Here is a 229-nt window from a genome sequence, read left to right on the forward strand (position 1 = left end):
GACGCACGTCCTGAGGATGATGGACATGAACAGACGTGAAGCCCTGATATCGCTTGTTCAAATCAGCGCCCTTGGCGCGATCAGCAGCGCCAGCGCCGGTGTGATACGTTCCGATACCCACTTTCCTGTTGGCACCCAGGCTGATGCGCTGCCGTCACCGCCAACCTCGGGTGCACTGGTCTATTTCACTGCTGCCGAAGCGCACGAAGTGGCCGCCATCTTCGACCGG

1 pseudogene is annotated in these 229 nt (G+C 60.3%); it reads left to right on the forward strand.

Going from position 1 to position 229, the window contains the following annotated elements:
• Positions 1–25: 25 nt before the first annotated feature.
• Positions 26–229, forward strand: a pseudogene (locus tag SB756_RS36275) (gluconate 2-dehydrogenase subunit 3 family protein); the annotation flags it as partial.

The organism is Pseudomonas sp. SIMBA_068 (assembly GCF_046534705.1).
Classification (GTDB): Bacteria; Pseudomonadota; Gammaproteobacteria; order Pseudomonadales; family Pseudomonadaceae; genus Aquipseudomonas; species Aquipseudomonas putida.